This window comes from Microbacterium sp. Cr-K20 (assembly GCF_000708325.1).
In the GTDB taxonomy this organism is placed as follows: Bacteria; Actinomycetota; Actinomycetes; order Actinomycetales; family Microbacteriaceae; genus Microbacterium.
Genome location: NZ_JARE01000082.1, coordinates 33,102 through 53,896, shown reverse-complemented (window position 1 = coordinate 53,896; position 20,795 = coordinate 33,102). Strand labels below are relative to the sequence as shown.

Below are 20,795 nucleotides of genomic sequence, written 5' to 3'. Positions count from 1 at the left end.
GGCGAAGACTGCGACCGTGGTCAGCTGCTCTTCGGCGGGCCGAAGAGCTCCTCGCCGTGCTCGTGGAGCAGCTTGTACGCGTCGGCGAAGGTCTCCGGCTCCTTCTCGCCGGGTTTGCCGTACCGGGCCAGAAGCAGCCCGAGCAGCCCGCGTGCCGGGGGCGTCAGCGGCTTGAGGTGCTCCTTCACATCAGGTTGCGGCACCGCTTCCTCCGGATTCGGCGGTGTGTACGAGGGCTTCGTCGTCGGCCAGTCGGCCGGATGCCGGGGCTGATCCAGATTCACGACGTTGAACAGTGTGTTGGCCGAGGCGTCGCGGTCGTTGAGCGGCTTCAGACCGTGCAGACGCGAGAGCGTCGCCGTGACCGAGCCGTGGTGCATCTCGTCGTGGACGATGGTGCCGCGCTTCGTGTACGCCGACACCGCGATGGCCGGGACGCGGCATCCGAGTCGATCGAAGGTGAACCCCATCTCGCCCGCTCCGGTGTCTTTCGTCGGCTTCGTCGCGGCGGGCGGCGGCACGTGGTCGTAGCATCCGCCGTGCTCGTCGAAAGTGATCAGCAGCAGGGTGTTGACCGCGTTCGATCCCGTCGGCGAGGCGCTCGTGCGCACCGCCTCGTAGATCTCGTGGATCAGCAGATCACCGGCGCGCACGTCGGAGATCGCGCTGTCGAAGACTTCTTCGCCCTCGACGAAGCCCTCCCGGGGTGAGCCGAACGGCGGGTGGAAGTCGTTGTGGTCGTAGACCATCCGCGGCTCGATGAAGGCGTACGCGGGGAGCTTGCCGTCCTTCGCATCGGCGTAGAAGTCCTCCATCGTGCCGAAGTGATCCGTGCGCCAGTACTTCTCCAGAACCGGGGCGTGCAGCATGCCGGTGAAGGAGACGAGCTGGAGCTTGTCGATGTAGATCTTCCAGTCGAGCTTCTTCTCCTCGAGCCGGTTGAACACCGTCGGCGCTGCGGGTGCATCGATCCACTTGTCGTAGCCGCCGCCGGCCTGGTTCGTCACGAAGCCGTGCGACGTCGAGGCGTGGAAGAAGGAGCGATTGCAGAACGTCTGCGACGGGACGCCGGCGTACCAGTGGTCGAACACCGCGAACTCGGCGGCGAGCGTCGACAGCACCGGCAGCATCGCGGGAGAGAAGGAGCCCATGATGTGTTTCGCCTCGTCGACGCTCGGCTCCTTGCCCTTGCGCAGCCGACGGAAGTTGATGATGTAGTCCTGGAGGAACCCCGACATCGAGGCCTTCTCGCCGTTCGTCGGGGCGTTGTAGGGCGCCTCCATCTGGTCGACGAAGAGCTCGGCATTCGACTTCGGGTCCACCGTTCCGAAGATCTGGGTGTTGACGTGCGGATACTCCTCACCCGGATCGGGATCGGGGTGGCTCATGATGCGATCGGTCTCGCCCTCGTAGACGTGCGCCTCGACCACCGTGCCGTCGGATGCCTTGTTGCTGTGCGTGCCGAACGCCAGGCCCTCGAACTTCTCACCCGCCGGCAGGTTCTCCTTCGAGTAGAGATACCCGAGGAGATTGTCGAACGAACGGTTCTCGCCCATCACGACCACGACGTGGTCGAACCCCGGCTCACTGCGCGGGGTCAGCGCGGCGTACGGGTCCGGATCGTCGGCGAAGCCGTCGCGCGCACCAGCCGCGACGGATGCTCCGATGGCAGCGCCGCCCGCGCCACCGACGACCGCGCCCGCGAGGGCCGCCCCGCCGATCTTGAAGAAGCCTCGGCGGGAGGTGTCGGGTGCGGGGGAGGACTGCACGTCATCGTCGGCCATGCCGTGATCCTATGGCCGTGGCGTCTCATCGCCGGGGATGCCGTGGAACTACTCCTGGTGAAGAGGCGTCGGGTCGGTGATCGAGGGGCCGGGCCTTCAGGCGGCGGCGATCCAGAGCACGGCGCCGTCGCGCCAGCCGAGACCGGCGGTGCCTTCGGGGATCGGATCCTCGTGCCGGGGGCGCACGACCCTCATCCGCTTGCCGGCGAGTTCGACGATGTAGACGATGTCGGCCCCGCGATAGACGTGGGCGATGACGTCGACGCTCACCGGGGCGTCCGCGCCGACGGTGGGGGACAGGTGCAGGTCCTCCTGACGGAGCACCACCTCTCCGCCGCCGTCCGGGCCCGCACCGGTCAACGGCATCCGGATCCCGGTCCCATCGAGCGTCGCGACGGCGCCCGAGCGGGTCGCCGGAAGGAGGTTCGCCGCCCCGATGAAGTCGGCGGCGAACGGGGTGCGCGGTGCGCCGTAGAGCTCGGCCGGTGCACCCTCCTGCTCGATCACACCGCCGTTCATGAGGACGATCCGGTCGGAGAGGCTCATCGCCTCCTCCTGGTCGTGCGTCACGAACACGGTGGTGAGACCGAGGGTGCGGTGCAGCTCCTTCAGCTCGACCTGCATGTCCTCACGCAGCCGGGCGTCGAGGTTCGACAGCGGCTCGTCGAGCAGGAGCACGCGGGGCTCGAAGGCGATGGCCCGGGCGAGTGCGACACGCTGCTGCTGACCGCCCGAGAGCTGCGCCGGCATCCGATCGGCGAGGTGTCCCATCTGCACGCGCTCCAGAGCCCGCACGGCCAGCTCCTTCTGCTCGGCCTTCGACTTCTCACCCGACATCCGCAGACCGAAGCGCACGTTCTCGACGACGCTCATGTGCGGGAAGAGCGCGTAGCTCTGGAACATCATGCCCAGGTGCCGCTTCTCGGGCGGCAGCTTCGTCACATCCTGACCCGCGATCTCGATCGTGCCGCCGCTGGGCGACTCGAGACCCGCGATGCAGCGCAGGAGTGTCGTCTTGCCGCAGCCCGAGGGACCGAGGAGGGAGACGAATTCGCCGGACTGCATCGAGAGGTCGATGCCCTTGAGCACCTTCGTCCCCTTGAAGTCCTTGGTGAGTGAGGTGATGGTGAGTGTTGTCATCAGACGAACAACCTTCCCAGGCCGATGATGCGTTCGAGCACGATCATGAGGACGACGGTGAGCAGGACCATGAGAGTCGAGACGGCCGCCACAGTGGGCGACGTGCTGAACTCCAGCTGGCCGTAGATGGCGATGGGGAGCGTCTCGAGCTGCGGGGTGCGCAGGAAGAGGGCGATGACCGCATCGTCGAACGAGATGTTGAAGGCGAAGAAGGCGCCGGCCGCGATGCCGGGGCGGGCGATCGGGAGCACGACGAGCCGGTAGCGATTCCAGGTGCTGGCACCGAGAGTGCGCGCCGCCTCCTCGGTGAAGTGGTCGGCGCGGGTCATCACGCCGGTCACGGTGCGCATCACGTAGGGGATCGCGATGACGATGTGGATCGCGATCAGCACGCCCACGTTGGGTGACCCGATCGTGAGCGACGCGATGGACAGGGCGCCGATGGCGAGGATGATCGTGGGGATCGTCAGTGGCGACATCAACAGCGCCTGGATCGCCGCACCGCCGGGAACCTTGAAGCGGGTGAGAGCGAGGGCGGCTGCGGTGCCGATCGCTGCAGCGAGGATCGCGACGGTGATGCCGACGAGCAGACTCAGGCGGAACGGCTCGAGGTAGGTGTCGGAGGTGAGCGCCTCGACGTACCAGTCGAGTGTGAAGCCCTGCCCGGGGAACGTCAGGAAGCGGTTCTCGCCGACCGAGGCACCGGCGACGACCATGAGCGGCACGAGCATGTACAGCGTCACGACGACGCCGAGGACGATCGCGAGGATCCTGCCGAGGATCGGAACGGAACGGACCATGGTCACACCTTCTGCTTCCCGAGCCGGGACGTCGCTGCGAGCACGAGCATGACCCCGGCGAACAGCAGCACGGCCTGCGCGGCCGCGAACGACCAGTCGAGGTTGGTGGTCGCGTCGACGTAGATGGTCTGCGCGAATACGGGGATCTGGGCTCCGCCGATGAAGCGGGGGGTGATGAACGAGCTCACCGACAGGACGAACACGAGCGAGGCACCGGCGACGATGCCGGGTACCGCGAGGGGGAGGACGACGTGTCGCAGCGTGCGCCAGAATCCGGCGCCGAGGGTGCGGGATGCCTCTTCGAGCTGCGGGGTGATGCCCGAGATGACACCGAGGATGCTGAGCACCGCGAAGGGGAGGAGCACCTGCACCATCGCGATCACGACGCCGGTCTCGGTGCCGAGGAAGCCCTGGGTGCCGCCGACGAGGAATTCCGCGCCGGGGATCTGCATCATCAGCCCGGAGGGTCCCATCAGGACGACCCATCCGAACGTGCGGACCACGACGCTCGTCATGAGCGGGAGGATCACGACGATCAGGAGGAAGGAGCGCACCTTCGAGCCGGCTCGGGCCATCACGTAGGAGAGGGGGATGGCGATCACGAGCGTGATCACCGTCTGGATCACCCCCAGGCGGAGCGAACGCAGCGCCGCCTGGAGGTGATATTCACTCGTGAACAACCGGGTGAAGTTGTCGAGGGTGAACCCGCCTGCCGACGATTGCACGCTCATGAGGAGCATGCCGGCCACCGGCGTGACGAAGGCGAGCGCGAGCAGTGCGATCGCCGGCAGGAGCAGGAGCCAGGGCTCCCTACGGGTTCGGACGCTCATTTGGTGATCAGCGCATTCCACTCGTCGGTCCAGGACTGACGGTCGGCGGCGATGTCGCCGGGCGCGTAGACCACGACCGTGTCGAGCTCGTCACCGGTGAGGACCGCATCCGCCGCGTCGTCCGAGAGCTCCGCCTTGGTGTTGACCGGCGAGTACCGCATGTTCTCCGCGAAGACGGCCTGCGCTTCGGGGCGCAGCTCGAAGTCGATGAAGAGCTTCGCGAGGTCGGGGTTGTCCCGGCCCTCGACGACGTTCGCCGTGATGAGGGAGGCGGTGGCGCCCTCCTCGGGGACGATGAACTCGACCGGAAGACCCGCGTCCTGCAGGGTGCCGGCGTAGTCCATCGCGTACGGAGCGATCCACGTGTCGCGCTGGGCGAAGGCGGTCTGCAGGTCGGGCGACGTCGGGACCACAATCGCGTCGCCGGCCGAGGCGAGTGCCCCGAGGTCGGCGATGGCCTTCGAGGGGTCGTCGATTCCGCCGCCGAGAGCATCGGCGACGCGGAGCATCGAGAGCACGCCGTACGTGTTCGAGAAGTCCGTGAGGGCGACGTGGCCGGCGTACGCGTCGTCGAACAGGTCGAGCCACGAGGTGGGCGCCGGAGCATCCGCCTCGGTGTTGTAGACGAGTCCGATCGGTGCCAGCTGGATGACGGGGCCTTCGCCCCGCTCGAGGCCTGCGGTCGCGAGGTCGATCAGGTCACCGGACTCGGACAGGTCGTCGGCCGCGATCGGGGCGATGAGCCCGTCCTGAGCAGCCGTGAACTCCTGGCCGCCCGAGAAGTGCACGACATCGATCTGGGGGCTCGCCTTCTGGGCGGTGACCTGTGCGAGGGCGTCGGCGCTGTACAGCGTGATCAGCTCGACCTTGGCACCGGTCTCCTCCTCGAAGGGATCGACGACGGCCTCGATGAAGGCCTTCTCCCAGTCGCCGCCGAACGAGGTGACGACGATGGTCTCGCCGGCGAACTCCTTGTCGCCGGAGGATGCGGTGTCGTCACCGGATGCACAGCCGGCGAGGACGAGGGCGCCGGTGGCGACGAGCGCCCCGGTGGTGAGGATTCTTCGGGTGTTCATGCACTGCTCCTTCGGGATGGGTCCAGCACTGAGTGAACGCCTTAGACCAGGCGTCCGATGGTGAGCTGCTTCGCTCCGTCGATGCGGATCGCGGCGCTCTCCTTGGCGAATTCCGCGAGTCCTTCGGTGATGCCGCCCCAGATGTTGACGGGTGTCCATCCGAGCGGGCCGAGAGTACGGGCACCACGATCGTAGAAGACTCCGATCTCGTACCACTCGAACGGCAGGCCGCCCATCTGCATCGGACGCTGCCAGTACCACTGCAGGTCACCCGGTGCGGGCACGACCTGCTGGTTCTCGAACGGCACCTTCTCGGGGTCGAAGTTCTGGGCCTCTTCGGGAAGGCCGACCATGACCTCGGGTCCGGCATACATCGCGTGCATGGCCTGCATGGTGACCGGCTTCTCCAGCGCACCCCACATGGCTTCGCAGGTGCGAGGGGCGAGGTCCTCGAACAGGGTGGCGACGGCGCGGACGCCGTTCTCGTACTCGAGGAAGACCTGCTTGGTCATCGTGTTCCTTTCTCTGCAGCGGGGTGTTCCGCTGCGCGTTCACGGGCGGCCGAGACGAACGCCGCGAACAGCGGCATCTCCTCTGCGGCCTCATCGGGGGCGATCATCTTCTCGGGGTGCCACTGCACCGCCCAGAAGGGCCAGTCGTCGTCGGCCTCGACGGCTTCGACGATGCCGTCTGGTGCCCAGGCGACCGGGTGGAGGCCGGGGGCGGGGACGTCGATCGACTGGTGGTGGATGGTGTTCACGACGCGATTCCGCGTGCCGTAGAGCGCCGCGAGACGGCTGCCTTCGGCGAGCGTGATCGGATGCCGGGCCGCCAGCTGCTGGTCGGCGCCGCGCACGGGCTGGTGGTCGGCGGTCGTCGGGATGTCGACGATCAGCGATCCTCCGAAGGCGATGTTGCTGACCTGGAGGCCGCGGCAGATCGCCAGCACCGGCAGACCGCGTTCACGGGCTCCGCGGGCGAGCGCGAGTTCGTAGCCGTCGCGCGAGGGGTCGTAGTTCTTGCCCTCCTGCGGCGCGGCGCCGTAGCGCGAGGGGTGCACGTCTTCTCCGCCGGAGAGGACGAGCCCGTCCAGACGGTCGAGCACCTCGTCGACACCGGCGGTCGGCGGCAGCAGCACCACGGCGCCGCCCGCGGCCTCGATGGGCGCCGCGTACTCCGTGCCCAGGCTGTGGGCCGGGCGACCGCTGCCGAGGTCGGTGTCGATGAAACGGCGCCAGGTGGTGATGCCGATGAACGGGCGGGTCACGAGAGCTCGATCCAGGTGGTCTTCAGGTCGGTGAACTTCTCCAGGGCGTGCAGACTCTTGTCGCGGCCGAAACCCGAGCCCTTGACGCCGCCGAAGGGGATCGTCATGTCGCCCTCCTCGAAGCAGTTGACCCAGACGACTCCGGCGCGCAGGCGCCGCGACAGGGTGTGCACGGCATTGAGGTCGGTGCTCCAGAGGGCGGCGGCCAGACCGAACTCGGTGCCGTTGGCGATCTCGAGCGCATCCTCCACGTCGTCGTACGCGATGACGGAGAGCACAGGACCGAAGACCTCGCGCTGGGCGACCTCGTGTTCGGGGGTGACGCCGAGCACGACCGGGGCGAAGTAGCTGCCGCCATCGACGGCCCGGAACCGCTCGGCACTGCCGGCGGCGAGTTCGCCGCCCTCGGCCTGGGCGCGCTCGACGAATCCGGCGATCCCCGCGAGTTGCCGCTCGCTGACGATCGCGCCCATCGAGGTGGCGACGTCGAACGGGTCGGCGGGGAGGCTCGTGCGCGCGACCTCGGCCGCGATCTCCAGCGCGCGGTCGCGCTGAGCCCGCGGCACCAGCAGGCGGGAGGATGCCGTGCACATCTGCCCCTGGTTGTAGAAGCAGCCGTCGGCGGTGGCGCGCACGGCCCGTTCCAGGTCGGCATCCGGCAGCACCAGGCTCGCGGTCTTGCCACCGAGCTCGGGCCAGACGCGTTTGCCGTTGGAGGCGGCCGAGTAGCCGAGGAACTTCCGGCCGACCTCGGGCGAGCCGGTGAAGGTGACCACGTCGACGTCGGAGTGTTCGCCGAGCGCGCGGCCGGCGACCTGCCCGGTGCCGGGCGTGACGTTGAGGACGCCGGCGGGGATGCCGGCCTCGACCGCGAGCTCGGCGAGGCGCAGCGCGGAGTAGGTGGTGTGCTCGGCGGGCTTGAGCACGACGCTGTTGCCGACCGCGAGGGCGGGGGCGAGCTTCCACGCGGTCATCGTCAGCGGGAAGTTCCACGGCACGACGGCGGCGACCACTCCGGCCGGCTCGCGGGTCACGAGGGCGAGGCTGTTCGGCGCGGTGACCGGCATCTCGTCGAGCACCTTGTCGGCGGCCTCGCCGTACCAGCGGAAGCAGTTCACGACCGCGCGCAGCTCGGTCTGCAGGGCCTCGCGGATGGGCTTGCCCATCTCGAGCGAGATCGTGAGGGCGAGCTCCTCGGCGTTGTCGTGGATCTTCTGCGCGAAGGCGATGAGCAGCTGGCCGCGCTCACGGGGCGCGATGCGCGACCAGACGCCGGAGTCGAAGGCGGCGCGGGCCGAGCGGACGGCCCGGTCGACGTCGGCGGCAGAGGCGGCCGTGATCGGCGGGAGCGCACGACCGTCTCGCGGGCTCACGGGAGTCAGAGGCTCGGCCGAGCCCGCCTCCCACGCGCCGTCGATGAACATGCGCGTGTGCAGGGGCAGCGTCGCCGCGCGATCCGCCCAGTCGTCTCCCGTAGCCGTGAACACGATCGTCCTCTCCAGGGGTGTTGGCCCTGGAGAGGATACTCGCCCTATTTCGCCACTAGGTCAAGCCGTTAAGAACTATCTCGCCATTTCGTTACATGCCAGTAACAGAATCGGCCTACAGGCGGATGGCGCCGGTCGGCATGTCATTCGCCAGCGCCTCCGGGGCCTCGTCGACGATCAGCGAGCCGCGCAGCACCGGGGTGATCACCACGAGCGACTCCACGACCTCGAGACCCTCGTGCCCCGCGACCGCCGGGCCCGTGAGGAAGCGGTAGAACTCGTCGGCATCTTTCACGAGCACATTGGCGAGCAGCTGCGAGGTGCCGGTGGTGGCCGCGATGAACTTCACTTCGGGAGCGGCGGCTAGGGCCGCGCCCACCTTCTCGAGGCGGGCCATCGGCACGCGCAGCCATACGAGAGCCTCGAGTCCCAGACCGAACAGGCTCGGCACGACCTCGGTGCGCGGGTGCATCAGTCCGCGGCGGCTCAGGGACTCCATGCGCCGGCGCGTGGTCGTGACGTTGAGGCCCAGGGCGCGGGAGAGCTGGGCCACCGGCATCCGCCCGTCCTTCAGGAGGAGTCGGATCAGAGCCTCTTCGTCGTCGCTCAGGGAGTCGGCGGGGTCGACCTCCGACCCCGACGACTCGTCGAGCATGCGGGCCTGTTCGTCGGTCAGTACGCCCGCACGCCAGTCGTGCCCCGAGCGGAAGAACTTCAGGACAGTGGTGACATTGATCGAGTCGATGCCCTCGAGCTCCGGGAAGTCGGTGAACAGCAGCTCGCGGATGGAGGCGTCGTCGTGGGGGAGCAGCATGCCGGCGATGTCGCTGCTGCCCTCGAGCACCGAGACCGATGAGGCATCGGCGCGGCGGGCGAGGGTGCGCGCCACATGCCACAGCGCGTGCGGCTCGGTCGTGATGCGGAACAGCACCGCGCGGGCGTGCAGCACGCGGGCGGGGTCGACGTAGGTGGAGACGCGGACCAGTCCGCGATCGAGCAGCCGCTGACCGCGACGGGCGACGGTGCGCTCGGGCAGGTCGACCACGCGGGCGATCTCTCCCCACGACGCACGGCCGTTCACCTGCAGGGCCGCGGCGACGATCCGATCGGTCTCGTCGGCCATCACATCGTTCGCGGGCACGGGCTCTCCTTCAGCGGGACGGACTCGGTGGAAGGTTATCCCAGTCCGGGGTCGCGCTGAGGCGTCGGTGGTCTCCTCGGCGCGGCAGAGTGGAGCGTCGCCGATGACCCATACTGAACCGATGAACCTTCCCGGACACGCTTTCAGCACCACCACCTGGGCAGAGATCGAACGCACCGTCCACCCGGGAATCACGGGGCAGGCGGTGTGGCGATCACAGCAGATCGGAGACACCCGCATCCGCATGGTCGAATACTCGCCGGGCTACGTCGCCGACCACTGGTGCTCGCGCGGCCACGTGCTGTTCGTCGTCGAGGGCACCCTCGAGACGGAGCTCGAAGACGGTCGGACCTTCACTCTGCACGCCGGGCAGAGCTATCAGGTCGGCACGGACATGGAAGCCCATCGCTCGAGCACCGAGACCGGCGCGCGTCTGTTCGTCGTCGACTGACGTCCGGCGTCCTCGCCATCCCGACTGTCAGGCTGGTGACCTAGGTCGTCGGCTGCTCGCCAGCCCTGACCCGTGGACTCGAATCAGATGTCGCTGAAGTCGTTGCCGCCAGTGCTGAGGCGTGAGACGGCGTCGTCGGTGATCTTCAGGTCGATGTACTCCACACCGACCTCACCGGGATTCACGAGGGACGACGTGCCGGGAACCTCTCGGACGCCGATACTGAGATAGTCGGCGGTGCCGTCGCCGTCCTCATCCCACCCGTCCACGGCTCCCGCGGCAATCGCCTCGGCGCGCGTCGAACCGATGCCGATGCCCTCCGGGGTGCGGAACGTGACGCCGGGGGCATCCGCCGACACGACGAGATCGATACGCGGCTCTCGGACCGTCGCTTTCGTTCCTTCCCAATCGAACCCGGCGTACACGCTGCCATAGGGACCCTCGACCGGACCTTCGATCGGTGCCGATCCGAATGCATCGGTGAGGGCGGCGACAGCACCCTCCGAGTCGTCGTACGCGATCACGGGTCCGCTGTCGACCGAAAGCCCGTCGACGGAGATCTCGACGATGCGGTCAGCCGGCGTGGGGGTGGCGGAAGGAGAATCGGCGGGCGATGACGTCGGTGACGGGGAGGCTGATCCGTCCGTGCTCGCGGGGGTGCAGGCGGTGAGCGAGAATCCCAGCAGCACGGCGGCAGCGGAAGCGAGGACGAGGCGGGAGCGACGGTGCATGGCACGAGCCTAGGGTGAGCGCGGGGGAGGGGTCTGACGCGCAGCGAGCGCAATCTGCATCGTTACCGATGGGAGATCTGTGCGCGGTAAAAGGGCGCCGCCGAGGTCGAAACCCCGACGGCGCCCGTGGATGCTGCGGACTACTCGGCCTCGGTCACCTCGACCGTGGCGTGCTGCCGACGGCGGCGCATCGCGAACAGGCCGAGGCCCGCCGCGAGGAGCACGACCGCTGCGACGATGTACGGGACGCTGTCGGCACCCGTGGTGGCGAGGTCGCCGTCCGCGCCACTCGAACCGCCCGAGCCGTCACCTGGCGTGACCGCTCCGCCGCCGGACACCGCGGTGACGGTGACCGAGGCCGTGACCTCGGTGCCGTCGGGCAGGATCGCGGCGAGCGTGTGCGCCCCGGCCGGGGTGTTGGCCGGGATCGTCACCGTGCGCTGGAACGAGCCGTCCGCACCGGCGGTCACCGTGCCCAGCTGCACCGGGTCGGAGCGCAGCTCGAGTCGCAGCTCGGCTCCTTCCGCGAAGCCGCTGCCCGAGACCGCGAGAGTGCTGCCGGCCGTGACCGATGCCGCGCCCAGCTCGATCTCGGCGGGAACCTCGGGCTCCGGCGTGACCGGAGGCGTGACGCCCTTCTCGGTGACCCACTTCTCGCCGGCATCCGACTTCGTCACCGTGAACGTGTCGTACACGGCTTCGACGGGGAGGTCGGTGGTGGCATCCGGCTGCTTCTCCGCCAGGTACGAGCGGTAGACGAGCTGATTCTTCGAGACGTCGATCACCTGGTAGGTGGTGACGCCCTGGCCGCGCAGCACCTGGGTGGCGCCGTTGTTGGTCCAGACGTTCTTCTCCGGCGTCTCGAGCTCGTAGTGCTTCGCGCCGGAGTTCGACACGACGTAGACCGGGCCGGTGGTGATGCCGGGCGTCTCGGTCGCATCGGTGTTCACGTAGCCGCGGGCGTAGGTGTGGTCGTGGCCCATGAGCACCAGGTCGATGTCGTTGCGCTGGAACACGGGGACCCAGTCGGCGCGGAGCTTCGGCTCGTCGCGACCCTCGGATGCCGAGAAGACCGGCTGGTGGAAGGTGACGACGTTCCACTTCGACGGGCTGTTCTGCAGCAGCAGGTCGAGCCAGGCGCCCTGGAAGCGGATCCACAGCTCCTCGCCCTGGGCGATCGGGCAGTCGGCACCCGTGCACGACGGCAGCGCCGGCGGGGTGAGGAAGGTCGCGTCGCGCGTCGCGTTGAGCGTGATGAAGCGCACGCCCTGGTAGTCGGTGTAGTACGCGGTCTCGGCGGCGAAGGCGCTCCAGTGCTCGAAGAGAGCGCGGTACTGGGCCGCGACCTCGGTGTCACCCTTGGCGAGATCGGCCAGTTCGCCGATGGAGCTCATCGACGGGTTGTTGTGCGGGTACTCGAAAGCGGCCTTCCACGCGGTGAGCAGCTTGTCGCCCGAGTACTCGTGGTTGCCGGGGGCGGCCATCACGTTGGTGCGCACGGCCGAGTCCTTCATGCCCTTGAACCAGTTGACCCATTCGTCCTCGTTGCTGGACTTGTTGATCAGGTCGCCCGCGTGCACGGAGCCGATCGAGCGCGGAGCGTTGGCCTCCGCCTGCTTCACGACGCTCGGCCACGTGGTGTCGAGTCCGATCTGGGCGTCGCCGTAGTAGATGAACTGGAAGTCGGTCGCAGACGGGTCTGCGGTGCGGAACTCGTACCAGTCGCTCCAGCTGCCGGGCAGGCCGACGCGGTAGCGGTACTCGGTCGCGGCGGTGAGGCCGGTGACGGTCGCCGAGAAGTGCTTGTTCGGGTTGCCGTTGACCACGCCGGCGTCGTAGGCGTCGACGGTGCGGACGTCGCCACCCGCGACCGGTGCGATCTCGACCTGTCCGACCGTGTGCGACGCGTCGCCCGCGAGCCACGAGAACGCCTGGGAGATGGCCGGCTGCTCGGTCGGGGTCAGGATGACGCGGGTCGGCGGCGCGATCACGGGCGTACCGGGGTCGGATGCCTTCACCAGGGTCAGCGACGACATGTCGAAGTAGATGTCGGAGCTGGTCTCGCGGTCCTGGAACAGCGAAACGGCGATCGTGTTGGTGCCGTCATGCAGCAGGTCGCCCTCGGCGCTGAACGTGGTCGTCAGCGGGTCGCCGTTGGAGTCGCCGGCGTACTCGACGTTCTTCGTGTCGGTGATGCGGCCGTCGACGTAGCGGGCGACCTCTTCACCGTTGATCCACACGATCACGGCGTCGTCGTAGGTGATCGTGCTCTGCAGCGCCGCGACCTGCTCGGCGACTCCCGCCTCGAGCTCGAACGTCGTGCGGAAGAAGTACGTCGGCACGGTCGGCGCCTTCACGCCGTCGAGGTAGTGGTTCAGGAGCGTCTTCGGCGTCTGCGGGCCCACCGATCCGAGCTTGCCGTTCTTCGCGCCGAACGAGCCCGCGGCCGTCTTCCAGCTGCCGTCGTCGAACGCCGGGAGCGTCCAGTCACGGAGCGCGGCCGGTGCGGGCGACGGGTCGGATCCGTCGTCGAGGTAGTGCCAGGCGGTGTCGCCGGTGACCAGCGAGCCGGTCGGCACCTCGGACTCGGGGGCGGCGAGGGCCGCGGGGGCGACGACAGCGCCGCCGAGCAGCGCGAGGAGCGCGACGGACGTCAGTCCGTGACGCCGCCAGCGCACCGCAGGGGTGGGGGAGGTCATGTCCGTCCTTCATGGGGGTGGGTTTCCGTGCTCAGCCGCACGGGGCCCCTCCACCCCATCGGTGTCGGGTGACGGGAGGCTGGCCCTCGGGCGACCGGGAGGTGAACGGTGCGTCGAGTATCGGAATGCTGCCTGGCGAAACCGGAGGGTCCGAGGTTCGGCCGAGGGGGTAATCGCTAGCGTGCCACTGGGCGGGCTGCTGGAGGGAGCCCCATGACCAAATCCGATCTCGCTCAAGCGTGGAGAGCTCTATGGAGGGCCACAATCCCCCCTCGTGCCACCCCCGCGTCTGAAGATGCCGTCGAAAGTGACGCTGTCCTGCTCGCCGAGACACGATACGCGCGTGCGCTCCGGCGAGCTGTGGGGGCAGTCGCTGCCATCGCCCTGCCTCTGGTGGGCATGCAGGCGCTGCTGGCATCGCTGTTAGTATCCAGTGCTGGCGACGGACCAGCCACCGCAGTCCTCGCGCCCGCAGCCCTGTCCGTCGAGCAGGGAGGCAGCGCCCTCATCCTGCTTCTGCCCGCTTCCATCGCATTGCAACTGTTGCTCCGGATGCCGCGCGATCCGGAAAACCACGGGCTTGACGATGCCGTCGCACACCGCCAGTTCTGGGGCCACGTTGCCTTCTTCGTGGCGCTGGCCTCCTCGTACGTCGCGCTCTCGGCTTTCACCGGTGCCTGCGCAGAGAATCTGCCGTCGCCGACTGTCAACGTGGTCGAGGTGTTCAGCGTGCCGATCGGCGCGACACTCACCATGCTCATCGCGGCTGATGCAGCGGTACAGGCCGACGCCGAGGCAGTGCGCCTCGATCTGGGGAAGGAGCGCGCCGCGCGGGCAGTTAGGCAGATGGAAGCGGCCCTCAGACGCATCGTTGGACGGATCGATCCTCACCCGAAGACGTCGCTGTGGGTGCAGGGTGCGATCTTCGGCCTGGTGCTCATCGGCGTCGCAGGTGTGGGTGTCCACCAGGTGTTTCACGACGGCGGCCTCACGGGCGTCTTTGTGATCTTCGCGCTCGTGCTCACGCTCTTCGCTGTGGGAACCGCCGTTCAGGTGCTCCCGTTGCTGCTGCAGTCGAAGATCCTCGACGCGGTGGTGATCCTCGTTCCTCCGGCGGTGGTCACCGTCGTCGTCGCCATGGAGGCAGCGACGACAGCGATGCGAGTCGAAGGCGAGGACGACACCGTCGTCTACCTGCAAGGACTCGGCTATGGACTTGCTCTGCCCTTGCCCGCGGCAATGGTCGTAGCTGTTCTTCTCATCCCACGTGGCCGAGGGCGGGTCACGTCGCCTCTGTTCTCCGTGGCACGACAGAATCTCGAGTCGCAGATCGCCCGTTTGCAGCAACAGGAACCGAAGGCCGAACCCCGGGTGTGGCGGGCTTTGGCAGGGATAGCGATCTGTGTGAGCCCGCTGCCCCCTCTTGCATTCGTCTTGGCGATCGCCGCCACGTGGCAACGGCGCCTTGAAGCGGATGCCCGCCGTGGCTTGATCATCGCCGGGTGGGTCGTCTCATCGACTGTGGCGGTGCTTGAGCTCGCGGGGCTTGCGCTGCTTCCGATATACGGTGCGGCTCTGGGCTGGTTCTCCTTGTCGTGAGGGGTGATCCTGCGCGGGCGCTGGTAGAGTGGTGACATCACGATCAGCCCGCTCGCCTCACGGCTCGGGCTGATTTTCTTTTGGGGGACGTGTGGTCGAGTACACCAAACCATGGCTGTCGATCGAAGATCAGGTCGCGCAGCTGCGCGGTAGGGGACTGATCGTGGACGACGAGGAGAACGCACTACTTCTGCTTGAAGAAGTCGGGTACTACCGTCTCACCGGGTACCTCTACCCGTCTCGTGAGTCCCTAAGCGTCGTAGAGGAGTCAGGACGTCGGTCTATACGCGTGCTCAGCAACTACCGGCATGGCACGCGAATCGAACATGCTTCGGCGCTCATCCAGTTCGATCGCGCGCTGCGACTCCACGTCCTCGAAGCCGTGGAACGCATAGAAGTCTCGCTTCGCACCCAAATCGGCTACATCCTGGGTCAGCGGTCAGCCTTCGCACACCTCGATCAACGAACGTTCACGACATCATTCGTCGAGCCTCGCGCCGATCCTGTGAGCGGTAAGAAGACGAGCTCGCGAGTTGGATCGCAAGTACCAACTACGTGAGAAATGTCGCGGCTCATCAGGCTCGGCTGTTCAACAGGAGACTCGTCGTCGCCCCCACCCGTCCCAAGAACAACAGTGTGCCGGAACTCGCGCACCTTCATGAACTCAGCACTCCGACAAAGGACTTCGGCTTATACAACGCTTTGGCTGTGATGGCCTATCTGCTTCGCAGCATCTCCGGACACGCGGAGTGGATCGAGCGCCTGAGGGGGCTCGTCGCCACCTTTCCCAGCGTTGCGCACCTTGGTATCGACAGCATGGGCTTTCCTCCGAACTGGACTGCCATGGATTTGTGGAATCCGCCTGCGTTGGCTGCTGACTGAGGAACCTCTCGGGCGACCGGGAGGTGAACGGTGTGGGCGGTACCTGCCGAAGCCCCACCGGCCCGCCCCGGTACGCTGGAAACCATGCTCAACATGGCTGACGGCCTCGCCCGTCTCGGTGCGCTCGCCGAGAACCCGGTCGTCCGCACCCTCGCGACGGCGTTCGCGGATGCCGGTTTCGACCTGGCCGTGGTCGGTGGTCCGGTGCGCGATGCGCTGCTGGGTCGGGCGACGCACGACCTCGACTTCACGACGAACGCCGCGCCTGACGACATCCTGGCCATCGTCACGCCGATCTCGACCGCGCAGTGGGACATCGGTCGCGCATTCGGCACGATCGGTGCGCGCGTGCAGGGCGAGCAGGTCGAGATCACGACCTATCGCGCCGACAGCTATGACGGCGTGACCCGCAAGCCCACGGTCGAGTTCGGCGACACGATCGACGGCGACCTCGTGCGCCGCGACTTCACCGTCAACTCCATGGCGCTGCAGGTGCCCGCCGTGAAGCTGGTCGACCCGACCGGTGGCGTGGAGGACCTCATCGCCGGCATCCTGCGCACCCCGGCCGACCCGCGGATCTCGTTCGGCGACGACCCGCTGCGGATGCTGCGTGCGGCCCGCTTCAGCGCCCAGCTCGGGTTCCGCGTCGAGGAGGCCACGGCCGAAGCGATCGCCGAACTGCGCGAGACCCTCAAGATCGTGAGCCCGGAGCGCATCCAGTCCGAACTCGTGCGCCTCATGCAGACCGACGATCCGGTGCGCGGCATCCGGGTGCTGGTCGACACCGGCCTGATCGACGAGTTCCTCCCCGAGGTCACCGAACTGCGCCTCGAGGTCGACGAGCACCACCACCACAAAGACGTCTACGAGCACTCCCTCACCGTGCTCAGCCAGGCGATCGAGCTCGAGCACTCCCGGCATCCGGGCGCCGCCCCCGATGTGCCGCTACGCCTCGCCGCGCTGCTGCACGACATCGGCAAGCCGCGAACCCGCAAGCTCGAACCCGGGGGAGTGGTGACCTTCCACCACCACGACGTCGTCGGCTCGCGCATGGCTCGCAAGCGCCTGCAGTCCCTGCGGTTCGACACCGACACGACCGATGCCGTCGCCACACTGATCGAGCTGCATCTGCGCTTCTTCGGCTACGCCGAGGGCACCTGGACGGATGCCGCGGTGCGGCGTTACGTGCGCGACGCGGGTGACCTGCTGGAGCGCCTGCACATCCTCACCCGTGCCGATGTGACCACGCGCAACAAGCGCAAGGCCGGTCGCCTCGCCAGCGCGTACGACGACATCGAGTCGCGCATCGCAGCGCTGCGCGAGCAGGAGGAGCTCGACTCCATCCGTCCGGAGATCGACGGCAACCGCATCCAGCAGGTGCTCGGTATCGCTCCCGGCCGTGAGGTGGGCGAGGCGTACCGGTTCCTGCTCGATCTGCGGTTGGACGAGGGCGTGCTGGGTCCCGATGTCGTCGAGCAGCGGCTGCGCGAGTGGTGGGCCGCGCGGGGCTGATTTCTGGCGTCAGCGCAGTTCGGGGACGATGATCTCGACTTCGTCGGACACGAGTTCGAAGTCCTTCGGGTTGAACGTGAGGACAGCGGCGCCGAGCGCGTAGGCGTGACCGGCCAGCATGATGTCCTTACTTCGGGCGTGGGCGGGACGGTTCAGGATCACCCGTGACGCGAGGCGCGCGTAGCCATCGGCGGCGGCTTGATCGAACGGAAGCCAGTCGGCTTCGAGCAGTGCCGACAACCGCATCAGTTCGTTGCGTCGACGGCGACGGAGAACCGGATCTGTCGCCCGCTCGACTCCGAGTTGCAGCTCGGAGTACGCGATTGCACTGAGCGCCACGTCAGTCGGCGGCAATCGGACGGCATCGAGCCGGATGAGGACGTTCGTGTCAAGAAGGATCACGGCTCTCCCACGGATCTCTGAAGGAGTCGAGGAAGAACGGGTTCTTGCCGTCGGCCTCCAGTTCGGCCAGCCATTCCTCCCGCATCTTGTCCTGTTCCGGAGCCGACGGGTTCGCATCGACCCTCGCCATCACCTCGCTCGAGGGGACCGACCACCGTCGTGGCCGAGGCACCCGCTGCTGGAGTTGCGCCTCGAGTCCGCTCTCGTCTCCCTGCGCCAAGCGCGTCAGCACATCTCGCACCTCGGCCTCCATCGAGCGGGAGTTCCGCCGGGCACGTTCCTTGAGCGCGACGACGACGTCATCGCTGAGATTGCGGATGGTCACGGTTGCCATGTCTGCCTCCTGACAGCATAATGCTAGCACCCGGTCCGCGGCAGCGTCACCCCTCGCGACGACGCTTCAGCTCGGTGAAGACGACGCCGCTTTCGTAGGCGACCGTCTCGACGATGTCGAAGCGTTCGGGGCGATACGGGCGCTCGCCGAACAGCGGGATGCCCGATCCGAAGAGCAGGGGCTGCCGCTTCAGCACGAGCCGGTCGATCTCGTCAGCGAGCGATGCGGCGAGAGCGCCGCCTCCGCAGAGCCAGATGTCGGCGCCGTCCTCCTGCTTCAGCCGCCGCACCACCTCGACCGGATCCTCGGCCGTGACCTCCAGGTTCTCGGCCTCCGCGGTCTTCGTGCGGCTGAACACGATCTGGCGGAGGTGCGAGTACGGGCTGGGCAGGCCGCCCACTTGATAGGTGTTCCAGCCCATCAGCACCGTGTCGAAGACCTCGCGCGTCTGGGCGATGCCGAGGGCTTCGGCCGCGACGGTGGGGAGCGTGTCGGCGAAGCGGTCGTTGATCCCGTCCATGTGGTCTCCCTCGATGAGGAAGGCGTCGAATTCACCGTTCGGCCCGGCGATGTAGCCGTCGAGGGTGACGGCGGCGTAGTACACGAGTTCGCGCATGATGATCCAATCACTACAGATGTAGCAGTTACAGTACAACAGACGTAGTGATTGCGCTAGTCTCATGTCATGGCGAAGAACGACTCCCGGCGACGGACGATCGCGGATGCCGGACTCGCGGTGCTCGCCCGAGAGGGCTCGCGCGGGCTCACGCACCGCGCGGTCGACGTCGTCGCCCAGGTCCCGACCGGCACGACCTCGAACTACTTCCGCAGCCGCGATGCCCTGATCGAGGGACTCGTCGAGCGGATCGGGGAGCGCCTCGCACCCACGCCCGAAGATCTGGAGCGACGCGCGACGGCCGAGCCCGGTCCCGCGCTGTTCGCCGACTACATCCGCGACATCGTGCGACGGCTGACCGAGGATCGGGACGTGACGCTCGCCCTGTTCGAGCTGAGGCTCGAGGGCGGGCGGCGGCCCGAGGTCGCCGCGGTCCTCGGCGCCTGGCAGCGGGCCGGCTTCGACGGCGACGTCGCGTTCAACGCCGCGGCCGGCCTCCCCGGCGGACGCCGCGAGATCGCCCTGTTCCACTACGCCATCGATGGGCTGCTGCTCGACAGGCTGACCACGCCGATCGATCCGGAGACGTCCACCGACGACGTGATCGACGACCTGGTCGCGGGGCTCATCCGCTGACACGGCGGGTGTTCCCTCGTGGGCGTGCTGCTCATACACTGAGTCAACGCACATCTTCGACGATCGGAGACCGCTGTGTCTGCGCCGTGGCAGGTATCCCGCGAGTCGCTTCCGGCGACATCGCGACTGATCGTCGAGCGTGCGCACGAGGAACTGCTGGCCGGCAACCTCGAAGACCGAAGGCTGCAGGCGGTGCGGCCCCTCGTGCGCGAGTCGTGGGAGCGGTCGTGGCGGCGAAGGGTCGGGCCCGAGGCCGCTCCGCCGCTCGAACTCGTCAGCGATGAGCTCGACGAGTACCGTCTCGCGCATCCGCTGGCGTCGGCCATGGACATGATCCGCGCATTGCTTCTGCCCGGCGAGACCGAGGACACCGGCGTGATCATCGCGGTGGGCGATCAGGCCGGGCGCCTGCTGTGGATCGAGGGCGACGACCAGCTGCGTACACTCACCGACGACATGGGTTTCGTCGCCGGCGCGAACTGGTCGGAGGATGCCGTCGGCACGAGCGCGCCCGGTACCGCTCTCGCTCTCGGCCAGTCCGTGCAGATCCGCGGCGCCGAGCACTACAACCGACTCGTGCATCCGTGGTCGTGCACGGCCGCACCGGTGCGCGACCCGGAGACGAAGCGGGTGCTGGGTGTGATCGACATCACCGGCGGCCCGGATGTCGTCTCGCCGCAGGCGCGGCTGCTGGTCGATGCGACCGCCCGTGCCGTGGAATCGGAGCTGATGGTCGCGCGGCTGCGGGAACGGAGCGAGGCCCCCCGGAACAGGCCGACGACCTCGAAGCCGCGCACCCCCGTGACCGCCCGGGCGACGCTGCATGTGCTCGGACGGGACCGCGCGCGGCTGGAGACGGAGTCGGCGCACGACGAATCGATGATCGAGCTCAGCGCCAGGCACGCCGCCATTCTGCTGATGCTCGCCGTGCACCGTCAGGGTCTCTCCGCCGAGCGGCTGTGCGAACTCGTCTACGGCTCCGGCGTCTCACCCGACACGCTGCGGCCCGAGATGGTTCGTCTGCGAAAGGTGCTCGAGCGTACGGCCCCCGACCTGGTTCCGGAGTCACGTCCGTACCGGCTGCCCGTCGCCCTCGACACGGATGCGCACGATGTGCTCTCCCTGCTCGACCGCGGCGCGCACCGCGTGGCGCTCACCGCCTATCGCGGACCCGTGCTGCCCGAGTCGACGTCGCCCGGCGTCGAGGACTTCCGCGAATCGGTGCGCGCGGCGCTGCACGAGGCCATGCTGTCGGAGGCCAGCCTCGACGTGCTGCTCGCCTACGCCGAGATCCCGGAGGGGCAGGGGGATGCCGAGGCGCTGCGCCTCGCCCTGGAGATGCTTCCGGCGCGATCGCCGAAGCGCGCGGGAGTGGTCGCACGCATCGAGCGCCTCGCCGCGGACTGAG

Annotated in this window: 21 protein-coding genes; 7 read left to right on the top strand and 14 right to left on the bottom strand. The window is 68.0% G+C overall.

Features of this window, described 5'->3' with window-relative positions:
- Nucleotides 1-20: 20 nt before the first annotated feature.
- The 9 genes from GZ67_RS0118850 to GZ67_RS0118810 all read right to left on the bottom strand — a co-directional run bounded on the left by GZ67_RS0118850 (nucleotide 21) and on the right by GZ67_RS0118810 (nucleotide 9,525).
- Nucleotides 21-1,784, bottom strand: coding sequence for an alkaline phosphatase family protein (locus GZ67_RS0118850; RefSeq protein WP_029264222.1), 1,764 nt, complete (start codon nucleotides 1,782-1,784; stop codon nucleotides 21-23).
- 96 nt (nucleotides 1,785-1,880) lie between these two features.
- Nucleotides 1,881-2,924 (bottom strand): ABC transporter ATP-binding protein, encoded by a 1,044-nt coding sequence (locus GZ67_RS0118845; protein WP_029264223.1) that lies wholly within the window; start codon nucleotides 2,922-2,924, stop codon nucleotides 1,881-1,883.
- Nucleotides 2,924-3,724 (bottom strand): ABC transporter permease, encoded by an 801-nt coding sequence (locus tag GZ67_RS0118840; RefSeq protein ID WP_029264224.1) that lies wholly within the window; start codon nucleotides 3,722-3,724, stop codon nucleotides 2,924-2,926. The genes GZ67_RS0118845 and GZ67_RS0118840 overlap by 1 nt, the downstream gene beginning before the upstream one ends.
- Before the next feature lie 2 nt (nucleotides 3,725-3,726).
- Entirely contained in the window at nucleotides 3,727-4,554 is an 828-nt protein-coding gene (locus GZ67_RS0118835) for an ABC transporter permease (RefSeq protein WP_029264225.1), read from the bottom strand.
- Nucleotides 4,551-5,630, bottom strand: a complete 1,080-nt coding sequence (locus GZ67_RS0118830) for a polyamine ABC transporter substrate-binding protein (protein WP_029264226.1) — start codon at nucleotides 5,628-5,630, stop codon at nucleotides 4,551-4,553. Before GZ67_RS0118830 ends, GZ67_RS0118835 begins: the two co-directional genes overlap by 4 nt.
- Before the next feature lie 41 nt (nucleotides 5,631-5,671).
- The gene (locus tag GZ67_RS0118825; RefSeq protein WP_017829890.1) at nucleotides 5,672-6,142 is read right to left on the bottom strand and encodes a DUF3830 family protein; all 471 of its coding nucleotides are present in this window, start codon (nucleotides 6,140-6,142) and stop codon (nucleotides 5,672-5,674) included.
- Nucleotides 6,139-6,897: a gamma-glutamyl-gamma-aminobutyrate hydrolase family protein gene (locus GZ67_RS0118820; protein ID WP_036304401.1), complete on the bottom strand. Its 759-nt coding sequence runs from the start codon at nucleotides 6,895-6,897 to the stop codon at nucleotides 6,139-6,141. Before GZ67_RS0118820 ends, GZ67_RS0118825 begins: the two co-directional genes overlap by 4 nt.
- Nucleotides 6,894-8,384: an aldehyde dehydrogenase family protein gene (locus GZ67_RS0118815; RefSeq protein WP_029264228.1), complete on the bottom strand. Its 1,491-nt coding sequence runs from the start codon at nucleotides 8,382-8,384 to the stop codon at nucleotides 6,894-6,896. The genes GZ67_RS0118820 and GZ67_RS0118815 overlap by 4 nt, the downstream gene beginning before the upstream one ends.
- 115 nt (nucleotides 8,385-8,499) lie before the next feature.
- A complete protein-coding gene (locus GZ67_RS0118810) occupies nucleotides 8,500-9,525 on the bottom strand; it encodes an Lrp/AsnC family transcriptional regulator (protein ID WP_029264229.1) in 1,026 nt (341 codons plus the stop codon).
- 121 nt (nucleotides 9,526-9,646) lie between these two features.
- On the opposite strand from GZ67_RS0118810, the gene GZ67_RS0118805 reads away from it, so the two are divergent.
- The gene (locus GZ67_RS0118805) at nucleotides 9,647-9,976 is read left to right on the top strand and encodes a DHCW motif cupin fold protein (protein ID WP_029264230.1); all 330 of its coding nucleotides are present in this window, start codon (nucleotides 9,647-9,649) and stop codon (nucleotides 9,974-9,976) included.
- 83 nt (nucleotides 9,977-10,059) lie between these two features.
- Here the strand turns inward: GZ67_RS0118805 and GZ67_RS0118800 are convergent, their stop codons facing one another.
- Together GZ67_RS0118800 and GZ67_RS0118795 are read right to left on the bottom strand one after the other, a co-directional pair.
- Nucleotides 10,060-10,707, bottom strand: a complete 648-nt coding sequence (locus GZ67_RS0118800) for a hypothetical protein (protein ID WP_029264231.1) — start codon at nucleotides 10,705-10,707, stop codon at nucleotides 10,060-10,062.
- Nucleotides 10,708-10,847: 140 nt separating this feature from the next.
- Nucleotides 10,848-13,406 (bottom strand): purple acid phosphatase family protein, encoded by a 2,559-nt coding sequence (locus GZ67_RS0118795; protein ID WP_029264232.1) that lies wholly within the window; start codon nucleotides 13,404-13,406, stop codon nucleotides 10,848-10,850.
- Nucleotides 13,407-13,805: 399 nt separating this feature from the next.
- On the opposite strand from GZ67_RS0118795, the gene GZ67_RS0118790 reads away from it, so the two are divergent.
- The 4 genes from GZ67_RS0118790 to GZ67_RS0118775 all read left to right on the top strand — a co-directional run bounded on the left by GZ67_RS0118790 (nucleotide 13,806) and on the right by GZ67_RS0118775 (nucleotide 17,399).
- Nucleotides 13,806-15,005: a hypothetical protein gene (locus tag GZ67_RS0118790; RefSeq protein ID WP_136025798.1), complete on the top strand. Its 1,200-nt coding sequence runs from the start codon at nucleotides 13,806-13,808 to the stop codon at nucleotides 15,003-15,005.
- Between the two features lie 91 nt (nucleotides 15,006-15,096).
- Complete coding sequence (locus tag GZ67_RS21080) at nucleotides 15,097-15,564, top strand: Abi family protein (protein WP_231481880.1); 468 nt, start codon at nucleotides 15,097-15,099, stop codon at nucleotides 15,562-15,564.
- A 77-nt stretch (nucleotides 15,565-15,641) separates the two neighbouring features.
- On the top strand, nucleotides 15,642-15,887 hold the full coding sequence (locus GZ67_RS21075; protein ID WP_231481878.1) for a hypothetical protein: 246 nt from the start codon (nucleotides 15,642-15,644) through the stop codon (nucleotides 15,885-15,887).
- Nucleotides 15,888-15,971: 84 nt separating this feature from the next.
- Entirely contained in the window at nucleotides 15,972-17,399 is a 1,428-nt protein-coding gene (locus GZ67_RS0118775; RefSeq protein ID WP_029264235.1) for a CCA tRNA nucleotidyltransferase, read from the top strand.
- 9 nt (nucleotides 17,400-17,408) lie between these two features.
- Here GZ67_RS0118775 and GZ67_RS0118770 read toward each other — a convergent pair whose 3' ends face one another.
- From GZ67_RS0118770 to GZ67_RS0118760, 3 genes are read right to left on the bottom strand one after another with little or no spacing between them, the layout of a single operon-like run.
- Nucleotides 17,409-17,801, bottom strand: a complete 393-nt coding sequence (locus GZ67_RS0118770) for a type II toxin-antitoxin system VapC family toxin (protein WP_029264236.1) — start codon at nucleotides 17,799-17,801, stop codon at nucleotides 17,409-17,411.
- The gene (locus GZ67_RS20940; protein WP_029264237.1) at nucleotides 17,788-18,135 is read right to left on the bottom strand and encodes a FitA-like ribbon-helix-helix domain-containing protein; all 348 of its coding nucleotides are present in this window, start codon (nucleotides 18,133-18,135) and stop codon (nucleotides 17,788-17,790) included. The genes GZ67_RS0118770 and GZ67_RS20940 overlap by 14 nt, the downstream gene beginning before the upstream one ends.
- Nucleotides 18,136-18,181: 46 nt before the next feature.
- Nucleotides 18,182-18,751, bottom strand: coding sequence for a dihydrofolate reductase family protein (locus tag GZ67_RS0118760; protein ID WP_029264238.1), 570 nt, complete (start codon nucleotides 18,749-18,751; stop codon nucleotides 18,182-18,184).
- 69 nt (nucleotides 18,752-18,820) lie between these two features.
- On the opposite strand from GZ67_RS0118760, the gene GZ67_RS0118755 reads away from it, so the two are divergent.
- Together GZ67_RS0118755 and GZ67_RS0118750 are read left to right on the top strand one after the other, a co-directional pair.
- Nucleotides 18,821-19,387 carry a TetR/AcrR family transcriptional regulator gene (locus GZ67_RS0118755; RefSeq protein WP_029264239.1) on the top strand — a complete coding sequence of 189 codons (567 nt, stop codon included), beginning with the start codon at nucleotides 18,821-18,823 and terminating at the stop codon, nucleotides 19,385-19,387.
- Between the two features lie 75 nt (nucleotides 19,388-19,462).
- Nucleotides 19,463-20,794, top strand: coding sequence for a GAF domain-containing protein (locus tag GZ67_RS0118750; protein WP_029264240.1), 1,332 nt, complete (start codon nucleotides 19,463-19,465; stop codon nucleotides 20,792-20,794).
- Nucleotide 20,795 lies beyond the last annotated feature (1 nt).